We start from the raw sequence: 23,663 nt of genomic DNA, 5'->3' as shown, positions 1-23,663 counted from the left end.
CACGGGATGCGCAGAACGTCGCCGCGCCGCCGGGGCTGCAGCGCCCCGGCCAACGATATGCCGCAACGACCGCCGTCAGGCAGTCGCGGCCGAGCGGGTCAGGCGGCTCTGCAGGATGACGACCACCAGCAGGAACGCGCCGCGCAGCACGGACTGCCAATAGGCGCTGAGGCTGATCCAGCCCATGCCGTTCTCGAAGTTGAGCACGGTGAACAGGATGCCGAGCAGAAGCGTGCCGACCAGTGTGGCGCCGACCGAACCCTTGCCGCCGGTAAGCAGCGTGCCGCCCACCACGACCGAGGCGATCGCGAAGAGTTCCCAGCCCACGCCCTCGATCGGCTGTCCGGCGCCGAACTGCGCCGCCAGGATCACGCCCGCCATGCCGGCGAGAAAGCCGGACAAGACATAGACCAGGAAGATCGTCCGGTCGGTGGGCAAGCCCATCAGCCGCGAGGCCTCCTCGCCGCCGCCGACCGCCAGCACATGGCGTCCGAACGGGGTGCGGTTGAGGATCAGCGAGCCAAGGAGATAGGCGAAGAGCGCGATCCAGGCAGGGATCGGGAAGCCGAAGAAGATACGGATCAATCCGCCGAGCAGGCCCGCATCGTCGCCCGTCACCCATTCGGGGGCGTAGGCGAGAAAATCGCCCTGTCCGAGCGCCATGAAATTGGTGTCGTAGGAGGCCGGCACGGATTGCTGGTTCGACAGCAGCAGCGCGACGCCGGAGGCGGCGAGCATCGTCGCCAGCGTGGCGATGAACGGCAGGATCTTCATCTTAGAGATAATGAAGCCGTTGATGATGCCTGCGGCAAGGCCTGCGGCGAGGCCGCCCAGCAGACCCGGCAGCAGACCATAGGGGCTGAGATAGGCCGAAACCACGCTCGACAGCGCCGCGACCGAGCCGACCGACAGGTCGATGCCGCCGGTCATGATCACGAAGCACATGCCGAGGCCGACCAGCGCGAACATCGAATTGTAGCGCAGGACGGTGAGCACGTTGTACTCGCTGATAAAGCCGTCATAGCGCCAGGCGCCGAAGGCGATGATCAGGACGAGAGCGAGAAGGGCGCCGAAGCCGGCAGAGGCGTGAAGACGGGGCATTAGGCGCGATCCTGCCTTTGCAGCCAGACGGCGAGAACGATCAGCCCGGCCTTGACGACCAGCGCCGCCGCATCGGGCACGCCATTGGCGAGAAGGGTGTAGCGAACGAGCTGGATGATCAGCGCGCCGAGCAGCGTGCCGATGATCGTCGCCCGGCCGCCGCTCAGCAGCGTGCCGCCGACCGCGACCGCCGCGATCACGTCCAGCTCGATGCCCATGCCGATCAGGTTGGCGTCGGCGGCCGAGTTCATCGCGATGACGATGAGGCCGGCAATGCCGCTGCAGACGCCGGAGATGACATAGACGAGGCGCTTGACGTGGCGAACCGGGATGCCGGCGAGCCAGGCCGCCTGCTCGTTGCCGCCGACCGCCAGCACCTGGCGCCCGAACACCGTCCGCTGCAGCGCCCAGGCCGAAAGCAGCACGAGCGCCAGCATTATCCAGACCTGGAACGGCACACCGAACACACGGCCAATGGCGATCTGCTGGAATTCAGGAACCTTGAAGACCTGCAGGTCGCCATTGGTCCAGACCTGCGCGATACCGCGACCGGCGATAAAGAGGATCAGCGTCGCGATGATCGGCTGCACGCGGACATTCGCGACCAGCCAGCCGTTGAACAGGCCGAAGCAGCCGGCGAGGATCACCGGCAGGATGATGCCGAGCGCGATGCCGACGTAGAGATTGGGCACCGGGAACAGCATGCCCTGGAAGATCTGCGGTGCGAACGCCCCGGCGATCGCCATGATCGAGCCGACCGAGAGGTCGATGCCGCCGGTGGCGATGACCATCGTCATACCAACGCCGACGATGACGATGACGCAGACCTGCGTCAGGTTCACCGACAGCGTCTGCATGGTGGCGAAGTGCGGCGTGAACAGGAAATTGAAGACGAGCAGCGCGATCAGCGCCGCGATCGTGCCGACATGCCGGCGCGAGAGAATCGAGGCGAGCCCCGCGCGCCGCGGAGTGCCGACGCTTCCCGGCACCGGCGCGGGTGCGTTTTCGAGGGCGGAACTCATACGGCGTCTCCATGTCCGTGGGCCATTGCCCCCATCACGGCGGGCTCGGTGATCGCCTCGCCGTCGAGCTCGACGGTGGTGCGGCCATCACGCAGGACGAAGACGCGATCGGCGCCCTCGACGATTTCTTCGATTTCGGACGAAATCATCAGCACGCCCAGCCCGTCATCCGCGAGCTTGCGGATCAAACGCTGGATCTCGGCCTTGGCGCCGACGTCGATGCCGCGCGTCGGTTCATCCAGGATCAGGAGCTTCGGGTTCATGCAGAGCCAGCGCGCCAGCAGCACCTTCTGCTGGTTGCCGCCCGAGAGTTCGCGGATCTTCTGCTCGGGGCTCGAGCACTTGATGCCGATCTCCTTGATGAAGCGCAGCACGATTTCGCGCTGGCGCGCCTCGTCGACGATGCCGGCGCGGGCGAGCGCCGGCAGCAGGGCCAGCGTCAGGTTCTCGCGCACCGACATGCCGGGGATGATGCCCTCGTGCTTGCGGTCCTCGGAACAGAAGCCGATGCCGGCGCGGATGGCGTCCGCCGGCTCGGTGAAATCGGTCTTCTTGCCGAGCAGGCGGATCTCGCCCTTCTCGTGCGGGCTCGCGCCATAGATCGCGCGCGCGGTTTCGGTGCGGCCGGCGCCGAGCAGGCCGGCGAGGCCGACGATCTCGCCGCGGCGAACCGAAAGGCTCGCATCATGCACGCGGCGGCCGACGGCCACATCCTGAACCGAAAGCAGTTCCTCGCCGATCGCGCGCGTGCCTTCGGTGAAGGCCGTCGCGCCGGCGCGGCGCACTTCCGCGAGATCGCGGCCGAGCATGGTGGCGACCAGTTGCAGCTTGGACATGTCCGCCATCGACGAGACCGCCACCGTGCGCCCGTCGCGCATGACGGTGACGCGGTCACAGACGGCGTAGAGCTCGTCCAGCTTGTGACTGACGAAGACGACGGCGACCCGCTTTGCCTTGAGACGGCGAATGGTCTCGAACAGCACGGCAACCTCGGTCTCGTCGAGCGAGGAGGTCGGCTCGTCCATGATCACCAGCCGGGCCTCGAACGAGACGGCCCGGGCGATGGCGACCATCTGCTGGATTGCGGTGGAGAATTCGCCGAGCGGCCGGCGCACGTCCACATCGACGTCGAACTCGGCCAGCAGCTTCCGCGCGCCGTCATGCATCCGCTTGAGGTCGAGCAGGCCGATGCGGTTCTTGAGCTCGCGGCCGAGATAGATGTTCTCGGTCACGGTGCGGAAGGGAATGAGGTTGATTTCCTGGAAGATCGTCGAAATGCCGCCGCGCTGGGCCATCTCCGGCGAGGACGCCGACCAGGGCGCGCCATTGAAGGTGATCGTGCCGGCGTCCTTGCGGCAGAAGCCGTTCAAGACCTTGATCATGGTGGACTTGCCGGCGCCGTTCTGGCCGATCAGGGCCATCACCTCGCCTTCGCGCACTTCCAGCGATGCGCCGGTCAGGGCGGGAACATTGCCGAAGGACTTGTCGATGCCTTGCATCGACAGAAATGGTTCTGCGGTAGCCATGGACGACTGTCTCGTAGCTGACGGCAGCCGCCGCCGATGGCCGGCAGCGACTGTCGCAAGGAATGGTCTGGGCCGGATCGGCGGGCGCCCCAGGGCGCCCGCCTGCAAGGCTCAGTAAGCCTCGGGCAGATAGGCCGCGACGTTGTCCTTGGTAAAGACGCGGTCCTTGTTGACCAGGCGCGGCGCCACGGCCTCGCCCTTGCTGTACTTGACGACGGCATCAAAGGCGGCCGGACCGAAGTTCGGGTTGCATTCCACGACGACGACGACCTTGCCGTCCTGCAGCGCCTGAGCGGCGTCCTTGGTGCCATCGATCGAGGCGATGATCAGGTCCTTGCCCGGAACCTTGCCGGCCGCTTCCATCGCGGCGATGGCGCCCATCGTCATTTCGTCGTTGTGCGAATAAAGCGCCGTCGCCTCGGGATGCGCCTGATACAGCGTCTCGAAGACCTGGCGCCCCTTGTCGCGGGCGAAGTCGCCGGACTGCGAGGCGATCACTTCCATGCCCGGATGGTCCTTGATGTAGTCTGCGAAGCCCTTGGCGCGGTCGTTGGCGGGCGACGAACCGACGGTTCCGACCAGCTCGATGATCTTGGCCTTGCCGTCGACGGCCTTGACCAGCGCCTCGGCGGCCAGGCGGCCTTCCTCGACGAAGTCCGAGCCGATGAAGGCGACGTAGTCTTCGCCGCCCTTGGCGAGGCTCGGATCGACGCCACGGTCGATCAGGAACAGCGGAATGCCGGCCTTCTTGGCTTCCATGACGGCCGGGATCAGCGGGCGCTCTTCACGCGGGGCGAGCAGGATGACATCGACCTTCTGGGCGATCATCGAGCGCACGTCGGCGACCTGCTTGGCAGCCGAGCCGGCGGCGTCGGTGTAGACCAGCTGCCAGCCGCGCTTCTTGGCCTCGTCCTGCATGCTCTTGGTCTGCTGCAGGCGCCAGGGGTTGTTGCTCTCGGTCTGGGCGAAGCCGATCTTGTAGGTGTCCTTCTCCTTCAGCTTCGGCATATTCGCGTAGGCGGGGCGCAGACCGAAGGCTCCAATGGCGGCTCCACCGGCGGCGATCTGCAGCAACGAACGACGATTGATCATTTCAGTTCCTCCCTCGGACCGGTTTGCGCGGGGTCCGATCTCCGCATCCTCTGACGGAAGCCCCTCTCCCAAAGGGCTCCCCATTCCCCACTTCAGGCCACGCTTTCCGCGTAGTCCGTGCCTTGCCGGAGTATCATGTCCGCGCCCTTCTCGGCGATCATGATCGTCGCGGCATTAGTATTCGCACTTACCATCTTCGGCATGATCGAAGCATCGATCACCCTCAGACCCGCCAACCCGTGGACCTTCAGATTGGTATCGACTACAGCCTTCGAGTCCACCCCCATCTTGCATGTCCCCACGGGATGGTACTGCGTGTGCGCCGAATGACGCACATAGTCATCGATCTGAGCATCTGTCCTGACGTCACGTCCAGGGGAAATTTCGGCCCCGCGATAACTATCAAAGGCTTTCTGGCCCAGGACATCCCGGCAGATCTTGATGCCATCGCGCAGCACGCGCACATCCTCCTCGGAGGCCAGATAGTTCGGATCGATCTCCGGATGCCGGGTAGGATCACTGGAGCGGATCAGCACCGTGCCGACACTCTCCGGACGCTGCACGTTGATCAGCGGCTGGTAGCCATGCAGCTCGTGCAGCTTCCGCCCGTGCTCGCCATACATGATCATGATGAAATGGTACTGGATATCCGGAGCGACCAGCTCCGGCCGAGACTTGACGAAGCCAACGGCCTGAATGCCAGGATGGGCGACCGGACCGCCGCGGGTCAGCGCGTAGCGCACAAGCGACTTGGCGACGTTCAGTGGCTTCAATTCCCGCAGGAGCGAGATCGGCTGGGTGCATTGCTGCTGGATCTCGGTCGCGACATGGTCGGAGAGGTTCTGACCGACGCCCGGGAGCTCATGCACGGCGCGAATCCCGACCGAGCGCAGATGGTCGCCGTCACCGACGCCGGAAAGCTGCAGGAGCTGCGGCGAGTTGATCGCGCCACCGGCCAGGATCACCTCGGCATCGGCGCGCACCACTTCGGTACGGCCGTTGCGGACATACTCGACACCGACCGCGCGACCGCCTTCGATGATGACGCGCGAGGCAAGCGCGCGGGTGATCACCTTGAGGTTGGGCCGCGCCAGTGCTGGCTTCAGATAGCAATAGGCCGTGCTGGCGCGGCGGCCGTTCTTGATGGTGCTGTCGAGAGGGCCGAAGCCCTCCTGGCTCGACGCATTGACGTCGGGATTGCGCGGATAGCCGGCTTGCACGCCCGCTTCCAGCCAGGCCCGCGCCAGCGGATGGAATTCGTGAACGCGCGTCGTATGAAGCGGACCGCTACCGCCGTGGAACTCGTCCTCGCCGAGTTCCCAGCTCTCGGCGCGCTTGAAATAGGGCAGCACGTCCGAATAGGACCAGCCGCGATTGCCCATCTGGGCCCAGCCGTCATAGTCGGAGGCGTGGCCGCGGATATAGACCATGCCGTTGACCGAGCTGGAACCGCCGAGAACCTTGCCGCGCGGCCAATGAAACGAGCGGCCATAACAATGCTTCTGCGGCACCGTCTGGTAGCCCCAGTCGACCGCGCCCGATATCATGAGCTGGCGGTAGCCGGCCGGCATGTGGATGAACGGATTGCGGTCGCGCCCGCCCGCCTCCAGCAGCACGACGCTGATGGAGGGATCCGCGCTCAGCCGGTTGGCGAGCACGCACCCCGCCGAGCCCGCGCCCACGATCACATAGTCGGTCATAGTCTCTTCCTCCCGATCCTGCCCGCGGTCCTCCCGGCCGGAGCCGCCCGCGGTGCTGGTGCCGAAACGCTCAGGCAGCCTCGCGCTCGGAATCCTCGTTCTTCACCCATTTCAGCAGATGCTCGCCGACGGCGACCAGAATGCCGTTCTGGTTATGCACCTCGACCTGCGACCGGGTCCGGCGGCGCTCCTCGTCGACTTCCTTGATCGTGTAGGTCACGTTCACCGTATCGCCGAAGAAGACCGGGGCCAGGAAGCGCACGCGGTCATAACCGAGCGACACCGGCGTCGAGTCGATGCCCTGCGACAGGCTGCGCTCGATCATCAGGGTCGACGCGGTGGACATGAAGCCGATGGTCAGCGCGCCATGGGCGATGCGGTGGCCATAGACGGACTTCTTCATGAACTCCTCGTTGACGTGGTTGCCCGAGAAGTCGCCCGTGATGCCGGCATAGAGATAGACATCCGCCTCGCTTACCGTCTTGGAAAAGCGGACCGCGTCGCCGATCTCCGCATGCATCGATTTCATCGTCATCGTCTCATCCCCTGCCCGGTTTCCGGGCCGTGCCTATGAAGAATGGAAGGCGACCCGACAGCGGGCCGCGCGGTGGAGCGTGGTTCAGGCCGAGGCGACAGCGCTCCGCGCCGCGCCATCGACGTCGAATTCGCCGCCGACGACCCCGTCGCGAAGCAAGGCGGCGATGGCGGCCTCGTCGTAACCAAGCTCGGCGAGAATATCGGCGGTCTGCGCGCCCAGCTTCTGCGGCGGCAGCCGGACCTCCGGCGCCTGGCCGTCATAGCGGACCGGATGCGCAACCAGGGTCACGGGCGAGCCGGTCGCGCCGGGGACGGTGACGAAATTGCCGTTGTGGAGGACCTGCGGATCCTCGGCGAGGCGGCTGTAGTCATTCACCGACGAATGCCAGATGCCGCGCTCTGCGAAGATCCGGCTCCAGGTCTCGGTAGTGCCCTTCTTCAACGCCCGCGCGATGCTCGCCGCCGCCTCCTCGCGCCGGGCATAGGCCTCGCTGTTCGGGATGCGCTCGGCCTCGGGAATGTCGATCGCCTCGGCGATCGCCTCCATCGTGCCGAGCGAGATGGCGATGAAGCTGTCGCTCGTCGCGTAGATCCCGTAGGGCGCGCCATAATACCAGCCGGAGATGCGACCGGTCTGGCGTATGTCGTCGTCGCCCGGCCCGTTCATGTAGCAGACCAGCGATTCCATCTGCAGGTCGAGCGCGGCATTGAGCAGGCTGACATCGACGCGGCCACCCTCGCCCGAGCGCTCGCGCCGCAGGAGGGCTGCGAGAATTCCGGCAGCGAACAACGCTGCGCCATGGTGGTCGACCACCGAGACGCCGACGCCGCGCGGCCCGTCCTCCTGGGTGCCCGTGATCGCGGCAAGGCCGGACATCGCCTGCACGATCAGGTCCTGGCCCGGCCGCGCCGCATAGGGACCATCCGGACCGAAGCCGGATGCGGCAGCATAAATGATGCGCGGATTGACCTTGCGGATATCCTCAAAGCCGAGGCCAAGCTTGTTCATCACGCCGGGACGATAGTTCTCCGCCACGACATCGGCGCCCTCCACCAGCTTGCGGGCGATCGCCAGGCCCGCAGGGCTCTTGAGATCGAGGGCAAGGCTGCGCTTGTTCCGGTTGCCGGTCAGCTGCAGCATGGTCTGGCCATCGAGGAAGCGGTTCGCGCCGCCCCATTTGCGCTGGAACGCGCCTTCGACCGGCTCGATCGCGATGACGTCGGCGCCGAGGTCCGCAAGGAACTGGATGCCGACCGGACCCATCAGGAAATGATTGAAGCTGACGATCCGAATACCCTCGAGATGACGCACTGTTCCTCCGCACGAAACCGGTTTCTGAAAGCGATTTCATAAACGCATAACGCAAGTTTTCGGCCTTGGCAATGGGGCCGGGCAAGGCCCTGCCAGAGAGCCCGATCGTGACCCGGGCCGCCCGGCAAATCAACCGAAACCTTATATATCGGCGCGACATGCCGACGACCGATACGCCACAACAACCGTGATTGGGCGTTGCATCCCCCGAGAAAAGTCGATAGCATCGCCTTAATGAAAGCGGTTTCATTTGATAGTCGGCGACGCGGTAGGGACAGGCGCCGCGCGAGAAGTCGAGACCGCCCCAAGCGACGCCCGCGTGGATGAAAGCCGGCCGCAGTGCCGCCGCGCCACAGAGCGGGCCCACCGGCGCACGCCCGGATTGAGGCCAGGGAGGATAGACGCGTGACGGATTTCTACCTGAAGGTCGACGACGCCGTGACGCTCGAGCGCGAGGTCAGCGAGGCGGTCGTGAACGCCTTCGCCGAGGTCAGCGGCGATCATTCGCCCAACCATGTCGACGAAACCGCCATGTCGGGAACGGCCTATGAGGGGCGCATCGCCCATGGCGCGCTGATCATCGCCTTCATGTCGACCTGCTCGACCCAGATCGTCGAGCGCGTGCCGAATGTCCGGGCGACGGAGACGCCCGTCTCGCTCGGCTATGACCGGATCCGCTTCCTGAAGCCCGTCTATATCGGCGACACGGTGCGTCTGCGCTACGCCGTCCGCGAGGTCGATCCCGAGCGCCGTCGCGCGCGCTCCGAAATCACCGTGACCAACCAGAATGGCGACACGGTCTGCGTCGGCGAACACATCCTGAAATGGGTGAACTGACGACGAGCAAAACAGCCGGGATCGGACCGGGAGGGGTCCGGACCCCGAAGAGCAGAAAATCGGGAGGACAGCCATGTATGATTTCATCGTCGTCGGCGGCGGATCGGCCGGGTCCGCGCTTGCGACCCGCCTGTCCGAGGATCCGGACGCCAAGGTGCTGCTGCTGGAGGCGGGACCGCGCGACTGGAACCCCTATATCCACATGCCGGTCGGCTTCTACAAGACGACCAAGGGTTCGCTCACCTGGCGCTACGAACTGGCGCCGCAGCAGCACCAGGGCGGGATCACGCCGCTCTATCCGCAGGCGCGCGTGCTCGGCGGCGGCTCCTCGATCAACGCGCAGGTCTATATCCGGGGCAATGCCGAGGACTATGACACCTGGGAGGAAATGGGCTGCCTCGGCTGGGCCTATCGCGACGTGCTGCCCTACTTCCGGCGCGCCGAGAGCAACGAGAAGTACTCTGCCCCCTATCATGGCATCGACGGCCCGCTGAGCGTGGTCGACCAGCGCCATCCGCACAAGCTGAGCAAGGCCTTCGTCCAAGCCTGCCAGGAATACGGCATTCCCTACAATCCGGACTTCAACGGGGCGACGCAGCCGGGAACCGGCCTCTACCAGACGACGAACCGCGACGGCAGGCGCTGCAGTGCGGCGGTGGCCTATCTGCGCTCGGCGCGCAACCGACCGAACCTGACCGTCCGGACCGGCGTGCTGGCGAAGCGCATCCTGATCGAGAACAACCGCGCCGTCGGCGTGGAGTTTTTCCAGGGCAACAGCGTGGTGACCGAGCGCGCTGCGCGCGAGGTGATCGTCACGGCAGGGGCAATCGGCTCGCCCAAGCTGCTGATGCTCTCCGGCATCGGTCCCTCTGCCCATCTCGCCAGCCACGGCATCCGCACGCTGGTCGAACTGCCCGGCGTCGGCCAGAACCTGCACGACCATCTCGACGTCTTCATGATGTACAACGTCAAGAACGTCGACAGCTACGACGTCTACAAGAAGGCGAGCCGGAAGATCATGCCGGCGATCCAGTACGCCCTGTTCCGCAACGGCCCGGTCGCCGGCACCATCGTCGAGGGCGGCGCCTTCTGCTGGAGCGACCCGAAGCTGCCGGCGCCGGACCTGCAATATCACTTCCTGCCGGGCACCGGCGTCGAGGAGGTCAACGACACCGACGCCACGGTCACCGGCAATGGCTGCACGCTGAACGGCTATTTCATGCATCCGCGCGCCCGTGGCGCCGTGACGCTGAAGAGCGCCGACCCGCGCGTCTCGCCCTCGATCGATCCGAACTTCCTCGGCGATCCCTATGATCTCGAACGCACGATCGACTGCGTGAAAGTCGGGCAGGAGATCATGACGCAGCCCGCCATGAAGCGCTTCGTCACCGACGAGTTCATGCCGGGCCCGAAGTGCCGCAGCCGCGCCGACTACGAGGCCTATGTCCGCGAGCGGGCGCGCTCCGGCTACCACCCGGTCGGCACATGCAAGATGGGCCAGGACGAGATGGCCGTCGTCGACACCGAATTGCGGGTGCATGGCGTCGATGGCCTGCGCGTCGCCGACGCCTCGATCATGCCGCGCCTCGTCTCGGGCAACACCAACGCCCCCAGCATCATGATCGGCGAGCGCGCCGCCGATTTCATCCGAGGCAACCGCGCCGGGATCGCCTCCCGATCCCCGGCGCTGGAGCGGGCCGGCTAGCCGCCGCCCGCTCCCCTCCCTTCCGCCCATCCGAAGCTCAGCAAGGAACCAACCGATGAACCAAGTTTCGACCACGCGCGACTACGCGCACCACGTCTCCGGCGGCGACCGCGCTCCGGCGGCCATGATCGAGCGTCACTCGCCCGCGACCGGCCGCCTGGTCGCCCGCTTCGCCGAGGGGACCGCCGCGGACGCAGCGGCCGCCATCGCCGAGGCGCGCGAAGCCTTCGACAACGGCCCCTGGCCGCAGATGACGGGCATGGAGCGTGCGGCCGTCGTGCGGCGCTGGGCCGACCTGATCGAGGAGAACCTCGAGCGCCTCGCCCGCATCGAGGTCGACGAGGTCGGCAAGCCGATCCGCCAGGCGCGCGGCGACCTGCGCAACGTCGTCTCGCTCACCCATTTCGCCGCCGGCCTCGCCATGCAGGTGCACGGCGAGACCTACACCAATCTCGGCCCGCAGAAGGCAGGCTGGATCCACCGCGAGCCGGTCGGCGTCGTCGGCATGATCATCCCGTGGAACTTCCCGGCGCTGATCTTCGCCCAGAAGGTGCCGTTCGCGCTCGCCGCCGGCTGCACCGTGGTGGTGAAGCCGTCCGAGTTTACTTCCGGCACGGCGCTCGAACTCGCCCGCCTCGGCAAGCTGGCGGGCCTGCCGGACGGCACGCTCTCGGTCGTCACCGGCTATGGCGACCCGGTCGGCGAGACGATCGTCAAGAGCCCGGAGGTCGACTTCGTCTCCTTTACCGGATCGACCGCGGTCGGCCGCCGCATCCTCGCCAACTCGGCCGAAACGCTGAAGCGGGTGTCGCTCGAGCTCGGCGGCAAATCGGCCAATATCGTCTTCGCCGACGCCGACCTGGACGACGCCATCGACGGCTCGCTCTACGGCATCTTCTACAATCAGGGCGAATGCTGCTGCTCGGCGACGCGCCTGCTCGTCGACGAGAAGATCGCCGACGATTTCGTCGAACGCCTCGTCGCCCGCGCCCGCACGCTGAAGCTCGGCGACGTGCATGCCGACGACGCCGATGTCGGCGCGATGATCAGCGACAAGCACTTCGACAAGGTCTGCTCCTATCTCGCCAGGGGCAAGGCTGAGGGCGCGACGCTTCGGCTCGGCGGCGAGGCCGGGGCGCAGGCGGACGGCCTGTTCGTCCAGCCGACCATCTTCGACAACGTCACGCGCGACATGACGATCTTCCGCGAGGAGATCTTCGGGCCGGTGCTATCGATCATCCGCTTCAAGGACCAGGACGAGGCCGTCCGCCTCGCAAACGACACCGCCTATGGTCTCGCCAGCTCGCTCTGGACCAAGAACTTCGACACCGCCCACCAGATCACGCCGAAGCTGCGCAGCGGCTCGGTCTGGATCAACACGACGATCGACGGCGCGCCGCAGATGCCGTTCGGCGGCTACAAGGCGTCGGGCTTCGGCCGCGAAATGGGCCAGGCGGGCTTCGACGAATTCACCAACATCAAGACGGTGTTCGCGCATCTCGGCAAGCGCGAGCCCTACTACCCGTCCAAGGGATGACAACCCCGGGGCCGGCGACCTCCCCCTCCCGATAGCAAGCCGGCCTCAAACTCATGGGCGCTACGATCCTTCGTAGCGCCCCTTTTTTGCCCACCACCGACGGCAACCGGCGCGCCCGGCTCGGGCACGCCGACAGGACAGAGGCTATAGATCGCCGAGCCGGGCGCGGAAGAAGCCGCCCTGGGCGTGACGATCGAGCAGGATGTTGTGCTCGAAGGCGGGATCGCGGTCGGGATGGTCCTCGCGATAGTGGCTACCGCGACTTTCGGGCCGCGCCAGCGCCGCGAGCGCCATCAGTTCGCCAACCTCGATCAGGTTCTTGAGCTCCAGCGCCTGGACCGCATCCGCGGGCGTCTCGATCCGCGCGGAACCGGCGAGTTCGTGCCGCAGTTGCGCGCACTCAACGCGGAACGCCTGCAGGCCCGGCGCGTCGCGCAGGATCAGCAGGTGCCGGTTGGCGGCGTTCTGCAGGCGCTGCCGCAGCGTCGCCAGATCCACCGTAGCGCCAGCGCCGGCCCCGGCCGGCAGCGGATCATGCCCCTCGAGCGGGTCGGCGATGGCGCGGTGATCGATCTCGCGCGCCCGCGCCGCCGCGGCGCGGCCGGCGCGGCGGCCGAACACCTGGCAGGTCACCGACATGTTGCCGCCGAGCCGGTCGGCGCCATGCGGCCCCGCCGCCACTTCGCCTGCCGCGAACAGGCCCTTGATGTTCGACTGGGCGTCGGGATCGATCCGCAACCCGCCATTGATGGCGTGGGCCGAACAGGTGATCTCGACCTTGTCCTTGCGCAGGTCAGTGCCGCGCTCCTTGTACCAGTCATAGGTCAGCGGCCACATCTTGGCGACGCTTCGGCTCTGGTCCGCCAGGATGGAATCAAGGTCGTCGTGGATGAAGTCGAGCAGCAGGCCGCCCTTGTCGGTGCCCCGACCCTCGTTGATCGCCTTCTGGATCGAGATCTCGATGAAGCGGGAGATGTCGCTCGAACTGAACGGGAAGTGGCGCTGCTTTTCGCGGATCACCGCCGCGATGCCGAGCCCCTCGGGCAGGTAGTCCGACAGGAAGGGTCGCCCGTCGCGGTCGGAGAGGTTCGGCCGCGCGTCCCAGAGATAGTTGCCGAACAGGTTGACGAAGGGATCGATGATCGAGACGCCGGCCTGCATGAACTCCATGTTGACGAGATGGGCGCCGGCGCGATGCGCCATCGCGTAGCCGTCGCCGGTGATGTCGGACGGATAGAGGTTGGTGCGGAAAAGCTGACTGGCGCCGCCGGTGGTCAGGATCGTCGCCTTGGCGCGGATGACGACCAGCCTGCCCTCGGCGTCGACCGCAACCGCACCGAGGCATTCGCCGTCGCGCACGATCAGGTCCTTGATCATCAACCTGTCCATGGCGGAGAGGCCGCGCTTCGTCGCCTCTGATCCCAGCGCCTTCACGATCGGCTTGAAGTGATCCTTGATCACATGCGAACGCGGCTTCGACGAGAAGCAGGCCTGGAAGGTCAGGTAGGGCTCGCCTTCCTCGGGGCCGACGCGCTCGAAATGGACGCCGTAGCCCTCCAGGTAGCGCAGGGCATTCTCGGCCTCCTCGGCAAGGATCGCCGAGAGGCGCGGATCCGACATGCCCTGCCCGGCCGTCAGGATGTCGTGCAGGAACACGTCCGGGCTGTCGCCCGCATCGCCGGCGCCGTCCGGCACGTTGAAAGCGCCCACCTCGGCGACGCTATGGAAAGTGGCGCCGCTCCGGCGGAACTCGCCCTTGATCACCACCGTGACCTCGGCCCCGCCCTCCTGGGCGTCCAGTGCCGCGCGCAACGCCGCTCCGCCGCTGCCGATGACGAGCACGTCGGTCCTGATTTCCCTCACATCCCTGCGCATTCCGGTCCTTTCCCGCCGGCGCCTGCAACCGGCCGGTCGGTCGTCGAGTGAACGAGCCTGCTGAACCACAAATGAAAGCGGTTTCATAAATGATATAGCCAGTCGCGAGGCGGAGGGCAATCGGCGGATCCCGATCCACGGACCAGCTTCCGAGCAGGGCGCCGGGCCGGGATCGAAAACCCACCACGAACCCACCATCCGGGGAAAACGGAAAGCTTTGTTATCTCATGCGGTCAGGCTTTGCAGTCCGACCGCTCTCTGTGCTTCACTCCGTCGGGGAGCATCCCGCCGCAGGAGGAAACAGACAAGTGAACGACGTCAGCACCAGCCCATATCATACCGCCCTCAAAGAGCTTGAAAGCGTCTTCAGTCGCCTCGACGACGCCAAGGTCGACGCGGTCGTGGACGCCATCGCGAAGGCCAAGAGCACGGTGGTGTTCGGCGGTGGCCGCGAGCGGCTGCAGATCATGGGCTTCGCCATGCGCCTCTACCACATGGGCGTGCCGGTCGCCGTCGAGGGCGACATGACGACGCCGCCGGTCGGCCCCGGAGACGTGTTCCTCGTCACGGTCGGACCGGGCGAAATCTCGACGGCGCTGGCGCTGATCGGTGTCGCGCACGAGGCCGGCGCAACGGTGATCGTGATCACGGCGCAGCCGAATGGCCGAGCGCCCGCGCTCGCCGACCTGGTGCTGCATCTGCCGGCGCAGACCATGGCCGACGACCAGGGCGCGGCGAAGAGCTCGATCCTGCCGATGGGATCGCTCTACGAAGGCGCGCTTTTCGTCTTGTTCGAGGTCATGGTGCTGAAGCTTCGTGAACGGGTTTCCATCACGCCCGAGGCCATGCGCGCCCGTCACACCAATCTGGAATAGCGCATCTCCGACCAGCACAGTCGGGATGGGCCATCTGTCAAAGGCAGAGTTGGTCCTCCCGCCAAGACGCCGCCCCGGCGCGAAGAGGCCTCTTCAGGACGCCGGGGTCGGCAGGATTTCAGGGCGGGACGTCGCGGCGTCCCGCAGCGCCGGCACGGAGCGGATAACGAACTTCTCCAGTTCCACCACCAGGAAAAAGAAGACGCCGCCGACCAGCAGCCAGAGCCAGGCATAGATCGGCAAGGCGTCCGTATCGAAGATTGCGTGGAACGGCGGCGCGTAGGTGAAAAGCAGCTGCAGCACGACGACGCCGGCGATGCCGTACCAGAGATAGGGATTGCCGAGATGGGCGCGGACCGACAGGGATGAATCGAGCAGATAGCGGCTGTTGAGCAGATAGAAGATCTGGCCGAGCGTGATGGCGTTGACGGCGACGGTGCGCGCCATCGGGTCCGACGCCCCCTGCGCCTTCATCCAGAAGAAAGCCGCGAGCGTATAGAGCACCAGCGCCGCGCCGACGAAGAGGATGCGCCAGAGGCCGAAGGCGGTGACGATCGGCCGGTCGACGGCCCGCGGCGGCCGCCGCATCACGTCCGCCTCGTGCGGCTCGAACGAGATGACGAGCCCAAGGGCGACGGAGGTCACCATGTTGACCCACAGCACCTGCGGCGCCGTGATCGGGAGCGTGAAGCCGAACAGGATGGCGATCGCGATCACCGCGCCCTGCGCGACATTGGTCGGCAGCAGGAACAGCATCGCTTTCTCGATGTTGTTGTAGACGGTGCGCCCCTCCTTCACCGCCGCCGAGATCGAGGCGAAATTGTCGTCGGCAAGGATCATGCCCGCCGCCTCCTTCGTCACCTCGGTGCCCTTGATGCCCATGGCGACGCCGATATCCGCCTTCTTCAGCGCCGGGGCGTCGTTGACGCCGTCGCCGGTCATGGCGACGATCTGCCCGTTGGCCTGGATCGCCCTGACCAGGCGCAGCTTGTGCTCCGGGCTGGCGCGGGCGAAGACGTCGACGTCGCGCACGCATTCCTGCAGCGCGGCATCGTTCATCGCCTCGATCTCGGTGCCCGCAACGGCGGTCTTGCCGTCGCCGATCCCGAGCATCTTGGCGATCGCCGCGGCGGTGATCTTGTGATCGCCGGTGATCATGGTGACGCGAATGCCGCCGCCATGGCACTCGCGCACGGCGTCGACCGCCTCCTTGCGCGGCGGATCCATCAGGCCGACGAGGCCGAGGAGCACCAGGTCGCGGGGCAGATCCGCCGGCCCCAGGCCTCCGGCGGTGAGGCCGGGATTCTCTAGCCAGGCGAGGCCCAGCACCCGCTCGCCCTGCGCGGCGAGCCGGTCACCTTGCTGCAGGAAGCGGTCGCGGTCGAGCGGCGCCGGGCCCGTCGCCAGTTGCTGCCGGTTGCAGTGCTCGAGGATCACCTCCGGCGCGCCCTTGACCAGCAGCATCTCGCCTTCGGCCGCGCGGTTCAGCGTCGCCATGAACTTGTGCTCGGATTCGAAGGGAATCGCATCGATGCGCGGCGCGGCCGCCGCCTCCCCGGCCCGGTCGAGGCCGAGCTTGGTGGCGAAGGGATAGAGCGCGCCCTCCGTCGGATCGCCCTCCACCTTCCACTTGCCGTCCTCCTGGAACAGTTCCGCGTCGTTGCACAGCATCGACACCCGCCCCATCAGCGCGAGCACGCCCGGCGCCGTTCCGACCGGTTGGCTGTCGGCCTTGATCTCGCCTTCCGGCGCATAGCCGTCACCGGAAACGTCATAGGCCGCCTCCGCCGTCACGACGGAGGTCACCATCATCTCCATCAGCGTCAGCGTGCCGGTCTTGTCCGAGCAGATGCGCGAGACGGAGCCCAGCGTCTCGACCGCCGGCAGGCGACGGATGATGGCGTTTCGCTGGGCCATGCGCTGCACGCCGATCGCCAGCGTGATGGTGATCAGTGCCGGCAATCCCTCCGGGATCATCGACACGGCGATGCCCACCACCGCCTGGAACAGCTCGACGAAGGTCATGTGCCCGAGCCAGTGCCCCCAGGCGAACAGCAACACGCTGATGACGGCGATGGCGACCGTGATGACGTAGCCGAACTTCTTGATCTGGCGCAGCAGCGGGGTCTCCAGCGCGCTGACTTCGGCGAGCATCTGGTTGATGCGGCCGAGTTCCGTCCCGCTTCCGGTCGCCACGACGACGCCGGTCGCCCGGCCGGACACCACCATGGTGCCGGAGAATGCCATGTTATGGCGGTCGCCGACCGTCGCCTTGGCCGACACGGGGTCTGTCGTCTTGTCGGCGGGCACGGATTCGCCCGTCAGCGCCGCTTCCTCGGTGCGGAGGTTCTTGGCGTCGACCAGGCGCAGGTCGGCCGGGATCCTGTCGCCGGATTCCAGCAGCACGACGTCGCCCGGCACCAGTTCCTCGGCCGGGATCAGCCGCGTCTCGCCGCCACGCAGGACGCGGGCCTCAGCGGACAGCATGTTGCGGATGGAATCGAGCGCCTTCTCGGCCCGCCCTTCCTGCAGGAAGCCGAGCAGCGAATTGAGAATGACCACCGCGAAGATGATCGACGCGTCAAGCCACAGGCTCAGCATGAGCTTGACGAAGCCGGCGACGAGCAGGACGTAGATGAGGATGTTGTTGAACTGGGCAAGGAAGCGCATCAGCGGGCCCTTCTTCCTGCCCTGCGGCAAGCGGTTGGGCCCATAGGTCTTCAAGCGCTCGGCCGCCTCGGTCGGGTCGATGCCGCGTGCGGGATCGACCCGCAATTCGCTTTCGACCTGCGCCCCCGGCAAGGCATGCCAGGGCGCGCCCTCCGCGCCGGAAACGGTGGCTTCATGTGTGCTCATGTTGCTCCCTCACCGTGTCTTCCAGTTGCGGTTGCGCGTCGAGATCCTCCGCCCTGCCGCGGCCGAGCAGATGCGCCGCGGCGCGCCAGGCGTGGTTGGCGATCCGGTCGAGCGCTCGCACGGCGTCGATCTGCGCCAGGGCATCGGCGGCGCTCAGCTGCGACGCCGCGACGGCGGCGAGCGTTTTCGTGCGGTAGTCGCGCTGGTTGGCCTTGAGCTCGCCCGCTGCCGCTTCCGCCTCGGAGAGCGCTGACGCCATCTCCGGCGAAAGGTTCCAGCCGATGGGGCTCGCCTGCTCGCTGATCGCCGATTCCGTGGTGATCGAGTTGGCCACCGTCTCCGCCGCCCGCATCGCCCTTTCGCAAAGCACGGCAGCGTCCCGATCCTGCGCCTCGCCGGCAAGCGGACGGGGAAGCCCGTTGGTTGCCAGCACCTCGACGAGGCGCGAGGTATGATCGAGCGCGTGCAGCGTGCTGGTCATGCGATGGCGTTCGGCCCCGGTTTCCGGCGGCTCCTTCAGTTCGGACAGGAAATCCCGCACCTTGCGAAGGGCTGCCGCCGCGCTCCCAATGCCAACTTCCGCGCGGCTACCCGCAAGCGCCGCCGAAACCGAGGCAGCGACCGTCTGCAGGACCTCGGCGACCACCCGCCGCGCGGTCTCGACGGCGACCACCGGACTGGCGAGCGCGCTCGGATCCAGCGCCCGTTCCAGCGCCGTCTCCTTCGAAGGCAGCAGCCGCTCCACGACGCGGGTGAACCATTGCGTCGCCGGCAAAAGCACCGCGACGCCGACCACGTTGTAAACCGTGTGGTAAGCGGCGAGCAGCGTCGTGCCGTCGACCGATGCGGAGAAGCGGCTCATCAGCGCCGCCGTGAAGGGGAAGGCGACGATGGCGATCAGCGCCGCGATCAGCTTGAACAGCACATAGGCGAGCGCCAGGCGCTTGGCGGTCGTGCTGGCGCCGATCGCCGCCAGAGCCGAACTCGTCGCCGTGCCGATGTTCTGGCCGATGATCAGCGCCGCGCCCTGCTCCAGGCTGACGGCGCCGGCGAAGAAGGCCGATATGGTGACGGCGATGGAAGCGGTCGAGGATTGCATCACGGCCGTCATCACCAGACCGATCGCGATCAGCGCCAGCAGGCCGAACGCGCCGGAAGCCCAGCCGACGCCGGGCATGCCGAGCACCGCCGGCAGGTCGGACGGATGCAGGCTCTCGGCCAAGCCGCCCATGCCCTGCTGCAGCGTGGTCAGGCCATAGAGAACGAGGGCGAAGCCCGCGAGCGCGCCTCCGGCCGCCGCCGCCCGGCCGCTGGCCAGCAACTTCGCCAGCGCGCCGATGAAGATCAACGGCAGCGCATAGCTCGACAACGAAACCCGCACGCCGATCAGCGCCACCAGCCAGCCCGTGCCGGTGGTGCCGACATTGGCGCCAAACACCAGGCCAAGCCCCTGCGGAAAGGTCAGAAGTCCGGCGCTGACGAGGCCGATGGTGGTCATCGTCACCGCGCTCGACGACTGCACCAGCAGGGTGATCATCGCGCCCCAGAACGCCCCGGAAAGCGGCGTCGCCGCCGCCTTGCCGAGGACCGTGCGCAGCGACGAGCCGGCGAGCGCCTTCAGCCCGTCGGTCATCACCGTCATGCCGAGCAGAAAAAGGCCGATCCCCCCGAGTATCGCGATCGCCGTCGACATGCCGCCGCCCTCCTCGTCGCGCGCTATTCGCGCTCCAGCTCTTCCCGCGCTGCTGCGAGGTCCTTCCGCTGCGCGTCCGAGACCGTCGGATATTCAAGGTCGAGCTTTTCGACCGCATCGACGATCGCCGCCGCCACGACGAGGCGCGTGAACCACTTGTTGTCGGCCGGCACGACGAACCAGGGCGCGTTCTTCGAGGCGGTCGCCCGGATCGCCTCGTCATAGGCCTTCATGTAGTCGTCCCAGTAGCGGCGCTCGCGGACGTCACTCGCCGAGAACTTCCAGTTCTTGTCCGGCTTGTCGAGCCGGTCCATGAAGCGCCGCTTCTGCTCGTCATAGGAGAGGTTCAGGTAGAATTTGAGGATGATCACGCCCTGCCGGGTCAGATAGTCCTCGAAGCGGGCGATATCGGCGAGCCGCTCGTCCCAGATATTCTTGCCGACCAGCTTCGGCGGGAGCTTCTGCGCCTTCAGAAGCTCCTGGTGCGTGCGCACCACGAGCACTTCCTCGTAGTAGGATCGGTTGAAGATACCGATGCGGCCGCGCTGCGGCACCTTCATCGCATAGCGCCAGAGGAAATCGCGCGACAGTTCCTCGGCCGAGGGCTGCTTGAACGAATAGACGTCGCAACCCTGCGGATTGATGCCGGACATGACGTGCTTGATCGTCCCGTCCTTGCCGGCCGCGTCCATGGCCTGGAACACCAGGAGCACCGACCAGGAATCCTGCGCGTAGAGCATGTCCTGCTCCATCGCCAGCCAGTCGGCGCCGCGACGGAGAAGGTCGGCCGCGTCCTTCTTGTCCATCTTCAGCCCCAGCGTATCGCCGGGATCATAATCGGCGAGGCGGAAGTTCTTGCCCTTGGTGACACGGAACGGCTCCGTATATTGCCTCACGACCTCGATGACTTCCTTGCGAGACATCTCGGTTCCCCTCGCCTTGTGCCAAGGTTCGGCATTTCGGCCGGACGAAACGACCGGCTTCCCGGGCGCGGCGCGCAGCGTCGCCCGGACACCCCGACGCAAGCCCCTTTCCCTACGACTGTCAAACGGAATGTCGAAGCGACCGGAACCGTCCGGCAGCGGCCCGGCGCGGCCTCGACATCACAAATCCTGGACACCCGTAGAAGGCGGTGGCGTTGCCTCACCCGGGGGAGGAAAATGGAGGCCTGGCCAGGTGCCACCGGCGCTGGTCACTCCTGAGGACGGCAACATCTGGGAGAATATCATGAGACATCTCCTTGGTCCGATGATCCTGGGCGGATCGATGATCCTGATCTCCGTCGGCCCCGCACTCGCCGCCAACGTCCATACGGTGACCGGCACGACAGGCCAGCCGAACCAGACGATCGGCAGCGCCGAGACCGGAAGCGCAACGCCGGGCAATGCCGCCGGCGCGCCGGGCTCTGCCTTCAATCCAGACGGAACATCGGGAACGCACTACGCGGGAACGCAGCCGCAGAACTCCAACAACCCGAAGAGCGTTTCGCAATACGACGTGGCCGGCTTCCAGCAGTCGCACAACTGACGGAAGCGAACCGCTCCACGATAACCGGCGCCAGACGTCAGGGCGAGCGCGTCAGGCTTTCGAGGATGCTCTCATAGGTCTCGGCCGTCCCGACGGCAGGGGCCAGATCCGCCTGCGCCTCCGACCGGGCAGCATGACGACGAACGCTGCTCGGGCTGTAGCCGAACTGCTGCGCAAAGGCGCGGCTGAAATTGGCGGCGGAGTCGAAGCCGAGGGCCATCGCCACGTCGACGACCTTTCGCGTGTTCAGTTCATCGGCAAGCATGGCGTGCGCGGCGAGCAGGCGGCGCTCGCGGATGTATTTCTGCACGCCGCCCGAGCTCTCGAACAGTTCGTAGAGCCGGGTGCGGGAAATCGCCAGTTCGCGACAAAGAGCGTCCGGCGTCAGATCCTCGGAAGCCAGATGGCCCTGGATGAACCGGCGCGCCCGGGTCATCAGGCCGGTATGCGACACAGGATCGTTCTCGTTGGACGGCCCCACCAGGAAGGTGACCGTATCGAATACGATCTCCAGCAGGCTGCTCCGTACGCTCGCGAGGCCCTCCGGCGACAGGCGGCTCAGGCTGTCCTCGATACTGGTCACGAAGTCGATCAGCAGCTTGGCGCGATGACCGCCCAGAACCGCGTGATGGCTGCCCGCCGGCAGCCCTCCCCGCTCGGCAAACTGGTCGACCGGAACGACCAGGGTGACCGATTTCGTCGCCGTCGCCCGTCCACGAAACGACTGGCCGAGCGAGCAGATCTCGACCATGCCGGGACGGTTCGCGGCGACGCGCTGGTCGACCGCCGTCCAGCTCTGGCCGAAACGGAGAAAGGTAAGCTGCCAGTGGTCGATCGGGCTGAAGCGGACCTGATCCCGCGACCGCTCATAGCTGAAGGCCGGAGCCGATTGCTCCACCAGCAGGATGCCGCGCAGGTTCCAGATCGTCTGGTGCGCCACGAAGCCATCTTCCGCGCGAACGTCGTCCGGCAATCGGACGCCCAGCACCGGCGACAGATGCGCCCGCCAAGCAGCGAACTGCTGGTCGTCCGGCAGGCTTTCCGTCGAGAAGTACTGCGGAACAAGCGCGGGAGGCTTACCGACATCTTCGCCAAGCGGCATCAGCTGCAAGCGTGGCGAACGGCGGCGCTCGACAAATTCGGACTTCGGGCGAATACCCCTGGGCTCGCTGAATACCACTACACTACCCCGTCACGTCTGTAGATCAGAGTAATTCCAGACCTTGCTCGTTTCAAGCGCGGCCATCTCATGTCGAAGCCAAGTAAATATGGACAACTTATCAATTTCACTTGAGAAAACGTCACACCACAAAGTTGTATCAAGAAGTCATATTGCCTTACCAAAGTCCCTTAAGACTCCGGCACCCGACGGCGCGGCACCGGCCAACCACGCCGAAACTGGTCCCGCGATGACGCGGATTTGAGGAAAATTGTCCGGACTTTCCGGCAGGAATGTTAGAGGACAGGCCGTAATACGTCCCTGGATCAAGAGCCTGGAGGCAAATCCCGTGAGACGCAATGAACTGGTTCACAATGCCCGCCGGAAGAGCCTGAAGTGGATGGCGGCCGCCACGATCGGCCTCGCAGCCACGGTCGCGATGTCGGCCGGGGCCGAGGCGAAGGAGCTTCGCAAGAAGAAGGACGACACCCGTTCCGTCTATCTGGTGAAGTACCGCGTCAATGGCGATGTCCGCTACAACAAGGCGGCAAAGGGCACCGTCGTCCAGATTTCCGAGACGGAGTATCTGAACAGCAACTCCCTCGTCTGCACGGCGAGCGGCTTCGGCCAGAGGTCGCGCTGCTTCCGGCGCGACATGTTCTAGGCCGCCAATTCCGGGCGGCCAATTCTGGGCGGCCACGACGACCGGCGGACAGACAAAAACATCCGGAGAGCGTTTCCACGCTTTCCGGATGTCGTCATTTGACGCCGGCGGCCGGCAGACCGCCTTGCCTTGTTCAGCGCATAGCCTCGAGACGGGCCATGTTCTTGGCGACATGGTCGCCCGGGACGAGCTTGCGGATCTCGTCGTCCGGCCGGGCGGGATTGTGCTTGAAGACATACCATTCGCCGCCGAGGGCGGGCTTCTGGTAGATCACGCCGTCCTTCTCGCGATGCAGGATGCAGGACGGGTTGTTGCCGTATCCGGTGCGATAGTACCAGACGGCCTGCATGCAGAGCTTGCCGGTATTGGTCGTCTGCCACTTGCCGCGACCATAATACCAGAGCGCGCCGCGCTGGATCCAACCGGAGAAGCGGTGACCGTCGCCGAAATAGCCGGCGCCGTCCTTCCAGCTCCACGTCTTGCCGGTATAGAGCGCATCCAGCGCTGCGGCGGTCATCGGCGTGGCGGCGGCCGCGAGCTTGGCGGTCGCCGCCGCCGAGGCCGATTGGGGGGCGGCGTCAGCCCCCATCACGAAGAGAGCGGACAAGGCCACGCTCACCACGGACAAACGGATCAGGGACATCT

Annotated in this window: 19 protein-coding genes; 6 read left to right on the top strand and 13 right to left on the bottom strand. The window is 66.2% G+C overall.

Annotated features, from left to right (window positions below; translation table 11 throughout):
- Window positions 1-75: 75 nt before the first annotated feature.
- The 7 genes from OSH07_RS14400 to OSH07_RS14370 all read right to left on the bottom strand — a co-directional run bounded on the left by OSH07_RS14400 (window position 76) and on the right by OSH07_RS14370 (window position 8,290).
- Window positions 76-1,101 carry an ABC transporter permease gene (locus OSH07_RS14400; RefSeq protein ID WP_266339357.1) on the bottom strand — a complete coding sequence of 342 codons (1,026 nt, stop codon included), beginning with the start codon at window positions 1,099-1,101 and terminating at the stop codon, window positions 76-78.
- On the bottom strand, window positions 1,101-2,123 hold the full coding sequence (locus OSH07_RS14395) for an ABC transporter permease (RefSeq protein WP_266339356.1): 1,023 nt from the start codon (window positions 2,121-2,123) through the stop codon (window positions 1,101-1,103). The genes OSH07_RS14400 and OSH07_RS14395 overlap by 1 nt, the downstream gene beginning before the upstream one ends.
- Window positions 2,120-3,649, bottom strand: a complete 1,530-nt coding sequence (locus tag OSH07_RS14390) for a sugar ABC transporter ATP-binding protein (RefSeq protein ID WP_266339355.1) — start codon at window positions 3,647-3,649, stop codon at window positions 2,120-2,122. Before OSH07_RS14390 ends, OSH07_RS14395 begins: the two co-directional genes overlap by 4 nt.
- Window positions 3,650-3,760: 111 nt before the next feature.
- A complete protein-coding gene (locus OSH07_RS14385; protein WP_266339354.1) occupies window positions 3,761-4,741 on the bottom strand; it encodes an ABC transporter substrate-binding protein in 981 nt (326 codons plus the stop codon).
- Window positions 4,742-4,833: 92 nt separating this feature from the next.
- Window positions 4,834-6,441 carry a choline dehydrogenase gene (locus OSH07_RS14380; RefSeq protein WP_266339353.1) on the bottom strand — a complete coding sequence of 536 codons (1,608 nt, stop codon included), beginning with the start codon at window positions 6,439-6,441 and terminating at the stop codon, window positions 4,834-4,836.
- Between the two features lie 70 nt (window positions 6,442-6,511).
- Window positions 6,512-6,976: a MaoC family dehydratase gene (locus OSH07_RS14375; RefSeq protein WP_266339352.1), complete on the bottom strand. Its 465-nt coding sequence runs from the start codon at window positions 6,974-6,976 to the stop codon at window positions 6,512-6,514.
- Between the two features lie 84 nt (window positions 6,977-7,060).
- Entirely contained in the window at window positions 7,061-8,290 is a 1,230-nt protein-coding gene (locus tag OSH07_RS14370) for a CaiB/BaiF CoA transferase family protein (RefSeq protein ID WP_266339351.1), read from the bottom strand.
- Window positions 8,291-8,695: 405 nt separating this feature from the next.
- Between OSH07_RS14370 and OSH07_RS14365 the strand changes: the two genes are divergently transcribed.
- The 3 genes from OSH07_RS14365 to OSH07_RS14355 all read left to right on the top strand — a co-directional run bounded on the left by OSH07_RS14365 (window position 8,696) and on the right by OSH07_RS14355 (window position 12,369).
- Window positions 8,696-9,127 (top strand): MaoC family dehydratase, encoded by a 432-nt coding sequence (locus OSH07_RS14365; RefSeq protein ID WP_266339350.1) that lies wholly within the window; start codon window positions 8,696-8,698, stop codon window positions 9,125-9,127.
- A gap of 73 nt (window positions 9,128-9,200) precedes the next feature.
- Window positions 9,201-10,832 (top strand): GMC family oxidoreductase, encoded by a 1,632-nt coding sequence (locus OSH07_RS14360; RefSeq protein WP_266339349.1) that lies wholly within the window; start codon window positions 9,201-9,203, stop codon window positions 10,830-10,832.
- 55 nt (window positions 10,833-10,887) lie between these two features.
- Window positions 10,888-12,369, top strand: coding sequence for an aldehyde dehydrogenase family protein (locus tag OSH07_RS14355; protein ID WP_266339348.1), 1,482 nt, complete (start codon window positions 10,888-10,890; stop codon window positions 12,367-12,369).
- A 144-nt stretch (window positions 12,370-12,513) separates the two neighbouring features.
- Here OSH07_RS14355 and OSH07_RS14350 read toward each other — a convergent pair whose 3' ends face one another.
- Window positions 12,514-14,244 carry an FAD-binding protein gene (locus OSH07_RS14350; protein WP_266339347.1) on the bottom strand — a complete coding sequence of 577 codons (1,731 nt, stop codon included), beginning with the start codon at window positions 14,242-14,244 and terminating at the stop codon, window positions 12,514-12,516.
- A 308-nt stretch (window positions 14,245-14,552) separates the two neighbouring features.
- On the opposite strand from OSH07_RS14350, the gene OSH07_RS14345 reads away from it, so the two are divergent.
- On the top strand, window positions 14,553-15,119 hold the full coding sequence (locus OSH07_RS14345; RefSeq protein WP_266339346.1) for an SIS domain-containing protein: 567 nt from the start codon (window positions 14,553-14,555) through the stop codon (window positions 15,117-15,119).
- Window positions 15,120-15,212: 93 nt separating this feature from the next.
- Here the strand turns inward: OSH07_RS14345 and OSH07_RS14340 are convergent, their stop codons facing one another.
- The 3 genes from OSH07_RS14340 to OSH07_RS14330 are packed head-to-tail and all read right to left on the bottom strand — an operon-like array spanning window position 15,213 to window position 20,591.
- The gene (locus OSH07_RS14340; RefSeq protein WP_266339345.1) at window positions 15,213-17,975 is read right to left on the bottom strand and encodes a cation-transporting P-type ATPase; all 2,763 of its coding nucleotides are present in this window, start codon (window positions 17,973-17,975) and stop codon (window positions 15,213-15,215) included.
- Window positions 17,962-19,668 carry a Na/Pi cotransporter family protein gene (locus tag OSH07_RS14335; protein ID WP_266339344.1) on the bottom strand — a complete coding sequence of 569 codons (1,707 nt, stop codon included), beginning with the start codon at window positions 19,666-19,668 and terminating at the stop codon, window positions 17,962-17,964. The genes OSH07_RS14340 and OSH07_RS14335 overlap by 14 nt, the downstream gene beginning before the upstream one ends.
- 23 nt (window positions 19,669-19,691) lie before the next feature.
- A complete protein-coding gene (locus OSH07_RS14330) occupies window positions 19,692-20,591 on the bottom strand; it encodes a polyphosphate kinase 2 family protein (protein WP_266339343.1) in 900 nt (299 codons plus the stop codon).
- Between the two features lie 304 nt (window positions 20,592-20,895).
- Here OSH07_RS14330 and OSH07_RS14325 point away from each other — a divergent pair, with 304 nt between their 5' ends.
- Window positions 20,896-21,195 carry an adenylate cyclase gene (locus OSH07_RS14325; RefSeq protein WP_266339342.1) on the top strand — a complete coding sequence of 100 codons (300 nt, stop codon included), beginning with the start codon at window positions 20,896-20,898 and terminating at the stop codon, window positions 21,193-21,195.
- Window positions 21,196-21,232: 37 nt separating this feature from the next.
- Here the strand turns inward: OSH07_RS14325 and OSH07_RS14320 are convergent, their stop codons facing one another.
- Window positions 21,233-22,297, bottom strand: a complete 1,065-nt coding sequence (locus OSH07_RS14320; RefSeq protein ID WP_266339341.1) for a helix-turn-helix transcriptional regulator — start codon at window positions 22,295-22,297, stop codon at window positions 21,233-21,235.
- A 457-nt stretch (window positions 22,298-22,754) separates the two neighbouring features.
- On the opposite strand from OSH07_RS14320, the gene OSH07_RS14315 reads away from it, so the two are divergent.
- Complete coding sequence (locus OSH07_RS14315; RefSeq protein WP_266339395.1) at window positions 22,755-23,018, top strand: hypothetical protein; 264 nt, start codon at window positions 22,755-22,757, stop codon at window positions 23,016-23,018.
- 133 nt (window positions 23,019-23,151) lie between these two features.
- On the opposite strand, the gene OSH07_RS14310 is transcribed toward OSH07_RS14315, so the two are convergent.
- On the bottom strand, window positions 23,152-23,661 hold the full coding sequence (locus OSH07_RS14310; protein ID WP_266339340.1) for a DUF995 domain-containing protein: 510 nt from the start codon (window positions 23,659-23,661) through the stop codon (window positions 23,152-23,154).
- Window positions 23,662-23,663 lie beyond the last annotated feature (2 nt).

The sequence above is a fragment of the Kaistia nematophila genome, from assembly GCF_026343855.1.
In the GTDB taxonomy this organism is placed as follows: domain Bacteria; phylum Pseudomonadota; class Alphaproteobacteria; order Rhizobiales; family Kaistiaceae; genus Kaistia; species Kaistia nematophila.
The sequence above is the reverse complement of the archived record's forward strand: the minus strand, read 5'-3'. Positions and strand labels throughout refer to the sequence as shown.

Excerpts from the sequence above, each read along its gene's own strand:
- OSH07_RS14400 (WP_266339357.1), bottom strand. The coding sequence starts at position 1,101 with ATGCCCCGTCTTCACGCCTCTGCCGGCTTCGGCGCCCTTCTCGCTCTC.
- OSH07_RS14395 (WP_266339356.1), bottom strand. The coding sequence starts at position 2,123 with ATGAGTTCCGCCCTCGAAAACGCACCCGCGCCGGTGCCGGGAAGCGTC.
- OSH07_RS14390 (WP_266339355.1), bottom strand. The coding sequence starts at position 3,649 with ATGGCTACCGCAGAACCATTTCTGTCGATGCAAGGCATCGACAAGTCC.
- OSH07_RS14385 (WP_266339354.1), bottom strand. The coding sequence starts at position 4,741 with ATGATCAATCGTCGTTCGTTGCTGCAGATCGCCGCCGGTGGAGCCGCC.
- OSH07_RS14380 (WP_266339353.1), bottom strand. The coding sequence starts at position 6,441 with ATGACCGACTATGTGATCGTGGGCGCGGGCTCGGCGGGGTGCGTGCTC.
- OSH07_RS14375 (WP_266339352.1), bottom strand. The coding sequence starts at position 6,976 with ATGACGATGAAATCGATGCATGCGGAGATCGGCGACGCGGTCCGCTTT.
- OSH07_RS14360 (WP_266339349.1), top strand. The coding sequence starts at position 9,201 with ATGTATGATTTCATCGTCGTCGGCGGCGGATCGGCCGGGTCCGCGCTT.
- OSH07_RS14355 (WP_266339348.1), top strand. The coding sequence starts at position 10,888 with ATGAACCAAGTTTCGACCACGCGCGACTACGCGCACCACGTCTCCGGC.
- OSH07_RS14350 (WP_266339347.1), bottom strand. The coding sequence starts at position 14,244 with ATGCGCAGGGATGTGAGGGAAATCAGGACCGACGTGCTCGTCATCGGC.
- OSH07_RS14340 (WP_266339345.1), bottom strand. The coding sequence starts at position 17,975 with ATGAGCACACATGAAGCCACCGTTTCCGGCGCGGAGGGCGCGCCCTGG.
- OSH07_RS14335 (WP_266339344.1), bottom strand. The coding sequence starts at position 19,668 with ATGTCGACGGCGATCGCGATACTCGGGGGGATCGGCCTTTTTCTGCTC.
- OSH07_RS14330 (WP_266339343.1), bottom strand. The coding sequence starts at position 20,591 with ATGTCTCGCAAGGAAGTCATCGAGGTCGTGAGGCAATATACGGAGCCG.
- OSH07_RS14325 (WP_266339342.1), top strand. The coding sequence starts at position 20,896 with ATGAGACATCTCCTTGGTCCGATGATCCTGGGCGGATCGATGATCCTG.
- OSH07_RS14320 (WP_266339341.1), bottom strand. The coding sequence starts at position 22,297 with ATGCCGCTTGGCGAAGATGTCGGTAAGCCTCCCGCGCTTGTTCCGCAG.
- OSH07_RS14315 (WP_266339395.1), top strand. The coding sequence starts at position 22,755 with ATGGCGGCCGCCACGATCGGCCTCGCAGCCACGGTCGCGATGTCGGCC.
- OSH07_RS14310 (WP_266339340.1), bottom strand. The coding sequence starts at position 23,661 with ATGTCCCTGATCCGTTTGTCCGTGGTGAGCGTGGCCTTGTCCGCTCTC.